We start from the raw sequence: 8,586 nt of genomic DNA, 5'->3' as shown, positions 1-8,586 counted from the left end.
AGGTGCGCTTCATGTCTCGTTCCTTGCAAGGATAAACCGTTGTTATCTATTGCAAGTCGCACTTCATCCTTGAACCCACCCCTCTTACAACATGATGTGGCGTAATCTAGTTTATGGACTTAAGACATTGATATATAATGATATAATGGTGATTCTAGCCGACATGAACCGTTACGTCATACCCAAGCGATCGAAGGGCTTTGCTGGTCCGCCCATTGCGCGGCGGATATCTGTCCGGCAATGCCCACCCTACAATCTCCCCCAGAGCGCTCACGCCGATCAGTTCGATTTTCCGCTTGGGATCGACAATCGCGTTCCAAAGGCGAACAGGGACGTCTTCAATTCGACCATCATAGAGAATGTAGGATAGAGTCTCCAATGCGGATACCCCACCGCGGTTTGGCGCCCGGTAGATATGTCTCGCCAGGGCATCAACTTTCTCGGGTATGTCGTATGGCCGGTCGCCCTTTAGCCCGATAAGTCGATTGGGCGCACGTCGGGCAAACTCCCGCGTTGCGTGGATTTTGCCGAGCACCTGAATGAATTCATTTTCCGTAAGGCGTTTTAGACGGTCTTCCGCAAACGCCCGCTGCAAGGCGGGGGCAGTCTTATTGAGCATCCGGTTCTCGTCTGAACTGTCCGGCCGCTTCTGCCACCATCGAATTGCAGTCTCAACGGCGGTATCTGGATCCAATCTGTTTCTGCCAAAATGCGTCTCGAAGTCTGCTCTCCTGCCGTCGAATGTATTCTGGTAGTAGTGAGCATGGAGGAACTGGTCGGCATGGGCACCCAACGGCGCGGTGGAGCTCACCCAAGACGGCCTGTTTCCGTCAACTGAAATCTTGACGGAGATGTCTCGAATAATTTGAAGAGTGCTGTTCCACTCATTCAGAAACGCTTGCTTGCGCTGCTCACCCGCTGACTTCGCGCTTGAACGTGCCAGCCCGCGGAAATGCGGAACGAGGGTGGTTGCGGTGAACGCTTCATCCGCAGCCTTTTGAGCAATTTTGCGCCTTGTCAGTTCCTTGTTCCTGGCCGAGATAAGATCGAACAGCTCCTGAGTCAACGGGGCAGCATGGGTCTCAATCTCAGCAAAGAATTGCTCCAGCTGAAGATCGTGACCGCTAGCCACCAGCTCGTCCTCGGTGAGGAAAACACCGGCCTCGACGTTATTCCACCACGCGCTTTGGGTAAGGTTTGCAGAGCCGATGTATGCGCCGAAGCCGCGCCACCAGATTACCTTCGGATGGAATTGGCGCACGAGCTTGCACGTATAGCGCCCCGACCTTCGGGAAAGGAAACGTTCGAGAATGAGGATACTCACCGGCACCTGTTCATCAAAACGTCCCCAGAAACGCAGCGGTAGTTTGTTTTCCCAACACCAATCAAAAAGAAGATCGTTTTCCGTGGCGTAAGCGACCGCAGCATCAACCCGATCAGTGTCTTCGACAGCATTCAACAGAATGTTTCGGAGATAGTTGCCGTTGATCCCGTTCAAAAGCAATTCCAAGCGGCGCCCCCTTTTTCTTCGACTGATCTATACTCTTTGAGGTTGTTGCGTCAAAGTCTGGTTCTTCTCCTCCGACAGCGGAAGGCTGCGACGGTGCCCTCGCATCAAATCACGGGAGCCGGGCGCAGACGTGATGCAGAAATACCCTACCCTGATCTGGCGATCTCCAAGCAGCCGTCCAAACCCGCTCTCTTGGCTACGGAGCGCGAGGTTTTTTCAGCGCCTGCCGAGCGTAAGAAGACGCTGATATCGAGGATCCTTCTCGAGCTTTGGTGCGACCTTCTTAATGTGGAAAAGAGCTTTATCGAGGCCACCTGGAACGATCGCTCCGTCATCCCCCGCAACCGACCGATCCATGATCGACAAAAGGGCCGCCGCTTTTTTAGGATCGTTGATAATATTGAAATCACCTCGATCTTCATCCAGGTCGATCACTCCGAAATCATAAAGCGACCAGCAGTCGAAGGGCGTAAGATATGGGAGAACCATTTCGGTTGCTTCGACATAACAGGATGCAGCCTCAGCCGGTAGTCGAGCAAGCCTCTCGGAAACGGCCTTTGAGCTAAGAGTAAGTTCCTTCGGCCACACGTCCGAGAAGACGGAGTTGACGATCTCGAAACGTTCCTCCTCCGTCAAATCATCGTCCGGTGCAAGATACTGCGAAAAGGCACGCACCGCCTCCGTGCGGACTTCATCTGTCCCCAGCCTCAACATCTGTTGGATCAGATCGAGGGACACGGCGGGTTCTGCGTTCTGAACACGATCCGTCAGCGCCGACCAGACGACGCGTTCCGACAGATCCCCTCGAACCTCGCTCGACAAGCGGTCGGATAGAGCTGCTGCCACCAACGACGGGGCGAGTTCTGCCACGACCTCCTTTTGAGGGAGGTGCGCCATCGAAAACGCTTCCCACAAGACGGTGGTTTCCTGGCTTTCAAGTGCGTTGATAAGCGGCTGGAGAAGGAAATCTCTCGACCACTGTTCTGCAGCAGCGATGAAGTAAGCCAGTTCCCTGACGAGAACAAACTGCGCGTGAAGGCGCGCTATCCCGATTGTCTCACTTATTGCTTGGAGCATTTGTGGCCAACGGCCCTGAGACAGTGGATTATCGCCCTTCTTTACTGTCGGGCAGGTTTCGACGAAGGCCAAGGCGAGCTGGCCGGCGGGGGAGTTGAAAGCCTCCTGACTATAACCGGAGCGATCCGCTTTGCTCGAATTCGTTTTCTCGACAGCGAAGGGCCACAACCGAAGCCAGGCATTTTGGAATTCCTCGCGGCTCGTGAGCAATCGATCCCAACTCGTCATGAACGACGCGAGGCCGTCAATGGCCTTAGACAAAACAGTCGCACGTTCGTCGACAATTGAAACACATATGGACAGCGCGATCAGGATCTTATCCTTGTCTTCTTGCGAAGCCGTGTCAGGCGTGGCGTTAAGGTTCGCGGGCCGGTAAGCGTATCCAAGTGCTTGCCACACCTTGGCAGCGACAGCACCCTCAGCCTTCGTCAGAAGACCGAGCACCACAGATGCGTTTTCTGCAATAAATTCCGAAGCGTTCTGACTTTTGTCGTCCCAGCCCGTATCTGCGAGCGATTTCGCCAGTTCGTCCAGGAGTTTGGTTGTCGGGATCGCGTCGAAGGTGTTCTCGACAGTCCTTACGCGATGGATCAGGCGGACACCCTGATTGAAACCGTGTGTCAGTTCAATGGCTGGCAGGTCTCCCGACCGGGTTGCGAAGTCGTCGAGCCATTCCTGACCTTTATCCGTAAGGTTGCCGCCCGCAGCTTGGATTCGTCGAAGCTCCACGAACACGTGGTGGTCCCTGTAACCTGCCCTGTCCGATTTCTCGATCCTGCTGGGAATAAGCTTCGCGGGCTCCCCTCTCAGTATTCGCTGCTCGATGCGATTTTGGTTGTCGGTAGAAAGTGTTGCCCATCGAAGCGCGCGCAACTCAGCGAATTCTGGATGTGCGCTCGCCCACCAGAATTCTCGGTCGGAAAGCTCTATGAGGAAAGCTGCGACCTCATCACTGTCAACAAGCGCCGGGTTCCGGGCCGCTGCGGCCCAAAGCCGCCGATAAAGCGTCCAACCTTCCCGGTCCCAATTGTCGATAACCCTACGGGCGGCCTGAAGGTCGAGGCTGCTGAGACGCTCCATCACCGCAAACATCAGCTTGGTCGATGGTGCGAACCCTTCACTATGACGATCCGGCTCACCGCCACCATCCGGATATTGCTCCGGAGGTACGAAATAGGCTCGGTGAATCTGCCAGTTTGTGACGTCCATATCCTTGGAAATTGAACCAATCATATGCCCGAGATTTAGTCCTGCGAGCAGCGCTGCGTTCAAGGCCGTCGCCAATTCGAAAAGGAAGTTGCGATCTTCATTCGCCTGAAGCCCGATGTCGGCCGGCATCAACCGGCTGCCACTGGATATGGACGCATAGATGAGATGCTTGAGATGCCGCGGTCTGGCGGGCTGCGCCTCTCCGGAAAGGGCCCTTAATCGCTTGGACGTATCGATCTGGAGCCACGGCCGAACCGCATCCACAATCAGACGGATCGTCTCTCGCGGGCTACCACCACCCTTTAGCTGCCTACGGATCTCGTACTTTTCCCGGTGCGTTTCGACATCGGGCCTTTCCCAATATTCGAAGACACATCTCCAAGCCAAGCTGTACGGATCGCGAACGGGCTTCGGCTGGTACTCAACCAAATCTCGCAGCGCTTCACGTTCTGCGATCTGATCTGGTTTCAGCTCGATTGCCCACTCGAGAATCGCTGTGTCCTCAAGTCGTCCGTCGGCGAAAGCTCGTGTTGTTAGATTAATCCTACGTTCGGTATCGGTAAGGCTCAATCTAGGCATATCAGCGCCCTTTCCCGGAATCGCGGATAATACGATTCAAGAACGTTAGCCAACGAGGCGACCGGCTGGCGCCAGAGAGGATTCTTGCAAGTTCAGCTTGTTCGCTAGGGTTGGACCTCCGCGCATAATATCTGAGAAATGATTGGGCAGCCAAACCTTCGGTACTGTCGGGGTCGAGGGCAGCGAGTTTCTTTAGGTAGGACTTCGTCCCTTTCTCATTCCGTCGGTCGGGGATGATGTCGGCCCACCGCACCAATAAATCACCCAAGGCCTTATGTTCGTCGATCTTGTCGTAGACGATGGGCGTGATCCCCCGGCTCTGCCATTCGACGGCCATCCGCTCATCACCAGGCTTGCAACCAACGAAAGCGTAACGCCGCTTAAGATCGACAAAGTGCCGCTCGTCAGCAGCGATCGCATTAAGAAGGTAGCGGACAGGTGAATCACTGGCGCTATAACCAACGAGAACGATGTGAAAAATTCTGGCTGCGTCATAAAGGAAAGACGTGATGAGATTGCGCCGGAGATATGAGTCCCCGAAATCCTGATCGGTCAAAATCAGCGCCGACCCCTTCTCCTTACGCCAGCCTAGTTTCCCATGAATATGAAGGATACCGGCAAAGTCTCGGCTGCTGCTGGGATTAGGTATTTCACCTCGAGCGAAGGCTTCATGCTGGACGCGAAGCTTTGAAGCAGCCTCGCTCAGAAGCCTGTCGAAGTTGGTCGTAACGAGGAGCGTCTGACCGTAACGCTGCCCGAGGCGTACCAGCGCGTCATGGACCGGGTTCGGTTCGATCGTCTGCGAAAGAACCGTTGTCGCTGCTTGTCGCATTGTGCTTTCTTTGCTTGGATCTCCGTCTATCCGACGCTCGAGCATGCCAAGAACGACGTCGAATTCGCGCTGGCAGAAAAATTTCAACTCCGTTCTCTGCTCGTGGCTGAGCAGATCGGTCACCTCATACCATTTCGGACCATCTTTTTTGGAGACGGCCTTGATCGCAGACGACATGGACGGATCGACAATGTCGTAGATTTTCGCGACGAGCCCGCCAAAATCGGGGAGCTGGGTCGGTTTCGGGTATGAAGCGCCCGCGCCGACAACAAAAAGAACACGTCCTTGATCCCTTGCAAGAAGAAGGTCTTCGGGCAGGCTGGGAAGGCCAGGCCAAAATATGACTTCGCTAGACATCCCGGCTCCCCTGAATCCACCCTGCGTTGAGACGGAAGGTACATAGTCGCGCTACCACTTGAGCGCTCAGCTTGCAACTGTAACTGGACCGCCCTGGTCACCAGCACGCAACAAATGGCGCGCCGTGCCGACCTGCGGCTTGAGGTTCTCGCCAAACCTGCCGCCGCCAAAATCTCCCCGCCGTCTTCGCCGGCTGCTCGGGCTAGCAAAATTCAGGCGGCGGCAGATCCTCCGTGTGCGCTCCAGCCGCACGCGTCATTCCAATGGGCCCGGGCAACAGAAAGCGAGGGGCAACCGTCCTTTCTGGTCAACGCCCTAGGTGCCGATGGTGGGAACAACACAACGCTCAAACACAAGTGAGTATCTATTCTCCCATACGCGTTTAAGATGTCTTGTAATTATTTAATATTTTTAATTATTTGAGTTTACTAGATAACGCGTCGCTGGTTCGAGTCCCTTCAAGGCGCGCGCAATTTCCACCGATCGCCATCCATAGCCGTCGATAGCCGCTGAAATTATGAGGGTGCAAAAAGCGGAAGATGGTCCCCTATCGAATACTCTTGTACTCTGCCGCCGAGTACTGGCGGGCGACGCTGCCTCAATCGACGACCGTGCCGAACACGTCGAGTCCGAGTAGCTTTACGTTTTGGAAACATCCCAGCACATCGGTCTGATCAGGAAGATAAGCTGAAAAGCCGCTAGAATTTCTAGCGGCCCTTTTGATCGCAGAGGCTTGGGAGTCAAATTACTCTGCGGCGACCTGTTGAGGGCTAAGGCGCAGCGCAGCTGCGCGACGGTGGCCTTCCAGTTGCTCGGTGGCACTTTGGCGAATAGCTGCCGGAGCTACGGCAGCGACTCCACGCTCGTCGAGCCACTGGTGCGTGGCAATCTTGACGTATGAGCCAACCCAAAGGCCACCCGTATAGCGACCGGCTGCCATCGTTGGCAGGGTGTGGTTCGTACCGCAGCACTTGTCAGAGTACACAACGCTGGCCAGTTCGCCGATAAAGATCGAACCGTAGTTGCGGAGCTTCTTTGCGGTCGCCTGAGGGTCACGGGTGTGAACCTGAAGATGTTCAGTGGCGATGTAATCGGAGTAGGCGATCATCGTCTCTTCGTCTTCGACGACGGTCACTTCGCCGTAGTCCTTCCACGCAACGCTGGCAACCTGAGCGGTCGTCAAGGTTTCGAGCTGCTTTTCGACTTCATTGATCGTCTCTTCAGCAAGCTTACGGTCCGTCGTAACCAGCCCTACACGGGTGCGCACGTCATGCTCAGCCTGAGCCAGCATATCGGTCGCGAGGGTTGCGGGGTTGGCGGTCTCGTCAGCGACGATGAAGATTTCGCTTGGGCCTGCAAGCTGGTCGATACCGACCTGACCAAAGACCTGCCGCTTTGCTTCGTTTACAAACGCATTGCCCGGACCGACGATCTTGTCGACGGCAGGAATCGTTTCAGTACCATAGGCCATTGCAGCAATCGCCTGGGCTCCGCCGACGCGGAAGATTCGGTCTGCACCGGCGAGATGGCAGCCGGCAATCATAGCCGGATGGGCATTCGGTGGAAGGCACGCGATGACCTGGTCACACCCGGCGACTTTTGCAGGGACAACCGTCATGACGGGTGCCGAGAGGAGCGGATAGCGACCACCCGGGACATAGCAGCCAACGATTTCTATCGGGATGACGCGATGGCCAAGGTGCAGCCCCGGAAGCGCCTCAATTTCCAGCGGGAGTATCGTGCCCAGCTGCGCTTCGGCGAAGCGACGGACGTTTGCAATGGCAAACTCGGTGTCTTCGCGAGTTTGCGGGTCTAGATCGGCGATAGCCTTGAGCTTCTCTTCGTGAGTAACTTCGAAGTTGGTCACGTTGGCCTTATCGAACGCGACAGAGTATTCGCGAACGGCGGCGTCGCCATGCTTACGGACATTCGCAATTATATCCTTTACGGTCTTTTCGACAGGAGCCGTATCCGAGACAGCATCTCGGGTCGGTTCCTTGACCCGTGTAAACTTACCTTTCAGCGCATCGAGACGCGACGTCATCAAAACCTCCTATGTGGGATGATCCTGATGAGCATCGTGAAACTTTGGCACCCTCGCAATTGCCTACAAACAACGTGTTCATTATTATCACCAACTCAGTAGCCGCTAGCTCCACGAAGGTATCTCGATTGTGGCGAAGGTGGCATGCTCAGGCGGTGCAATAAAGGGGAACGATAATTGCCAAAGATTGGTAGTAAGCTCCGGGAACTGCGCCGCCGCCGCGATCTCGGTGTGAGGGAGTTGGCGGCGCGCTCAGGAATTTCACATTCGACGATTTCGCTTATCGAGCGAGACAAGATGAGCCCTTCAATAGATACGCTCGGCGCGGTATTGGACGCTCTAGGAACGACCCTTCCGGGATTTTTTTCCGATCTCCAATCCAGCCTGCCATATTCTCCATTCTATTCGTCTGCGAACTTGGTGGAGATTGGAAAGGTTGAAACAATTTCATATCGTGTCATCGGCCTCGATCATCCCAATCGACAATTACTAATGTTACACGAGCGCTATGCACCCGGGGCTGACACCGGCGAAGAGTTTACGCATGCGGCACAAGAGGCAGGCATGGTCCTTTCCGGAGTGGTCGAAATCACCGTCGGTAACCAAAAAAAGGTTCTGAAGCCGGGTGACGGCTACTACTTCGATAGTCGCCTTCCACATCGCTTTCGAAACCTACATGATGGACAGAGTGAAATCTTGAGTGCCATTACCCCTCCGACATACTAACTTTGCTGTCATCTATTGCTGGTGAGTATAGTCACCGGGGGCGTTATCCCTGCTTCCCTAAGTCGCAAAACCTGCTTTGCTAGGTCGATAACTAAAAGGGGGAGCGTCCTATGGTTCTTTGCAAAGCTACTTTCATCGCGTCAACTGTTCTCGCGGCTAGCGGTTTCCATAGCCGCGTGATCTGACAAGTGTATCCCGGGGCGAGAACATCCAAAAGGCACGGCGCAAGATCTTCTTCGCGCCGGCTCGTGC

At 55.0% G+C, this 8,586-nt stretch carries 5 protein-coding genes; 1 reads left to right on the top strand and 4 read right to left on the bottom strand.

Features of this window, described 5'->3' with window-relative positions; genetic code table 11:
• Positions 1-154: 154 nt before the first annotated feature.
• From HX899_RS12745 to hisD, 4 genes are all read right to left on the bottom strand, one after another.
• Positions 155-1,510 (bottom strand): phospholipase D family protein, encoded by a 1,356-nt coding sequence (locus HX899_RS12745; RefSeq protein WP_127431723.1) that lies wholly within the window; start codon positions 1,508-1,510, stop codon positions 155-157.
• Positions 1,511-1,726: 216 nt separating this feature from the next.
• On the bottom strand, positions 1,727-4,366 hold the full coding sequence (locus HX899_RS12740; protein WP_127431722.1) for a hypothetical protein: 2,640 nt from the start codon (positions 4,364-4,366) through the stop codon (positions 1,727-1,729).
• A 10-nt stretch (positions 4,367-4,376) separates the two neighbouring features.
• Positions 4,377-5,564: an SIR2 family protein gene (locus HX899_RS12735; RefSeq protein WP_127431721.1), complete on the bottom strand. Its 1,188-nt coding sequence runs from the start codon at positions 5,562-5,564 to the stop codon at positions 4,377-4,379.
• Between the two features lie 745 nt (positions 5,565-6,309).
• Entirely contained in the window at positions 6,310-7,608 is a 1,299-nt protein-coding gene (hisD, locus tag HX899_RS12730; protein WP_127431720.1) for a histidinol dehydrogenase, read from the bottom strand.
• 177 nt (positions 7,609-7,785) lie between these two features.
• Between hisD and HX899_RS12725 the strand changes: the two genes are divergently transcribed.
• Positions 7,786-8,334, top strand: a complete 549-nt coding sequence (locus HX899_RS12725; protein WP_127431719.1) for a cupin domain-containing protein — start codon at positions 7,786-7,788, stop codon at positions 8,332-8,334.
• Positions 8,335-8,586 lie beyond the last annotated feature (252 nt).

This window comes from Rhizobium sp. WYCCWR 11146 (genome assembly GCF_013591995.1).
Classification (GTDB): Bacteria; Pseudomonadota; Alphaproteobacteria; order Rhizobiales; family Rhizobiaceae; genus Rhizobium; species Rhizobium indicum.
This window is presented reverse-complemented; position numbering and strand designations above follow the sequence as displayed.

What these genes read in the sequence shown, in the direction of transcription:
- HX899_RS12735 (WP_127431721.1), bottom strand. Translation starts at nt 5,564, where the DNA reads ATGTCTAGCGAAGTCATATTTTGGCCTGGCCTTCCCAGCCTGCCCGAA.
- hisD (WP_127431720.1), bottom strand. Translation starts at nt 7,608, where the DNA reads ATGACGTCGCGTCTCGATGCGCTGAAAGGTAAGTTTACACGGGTCAAG.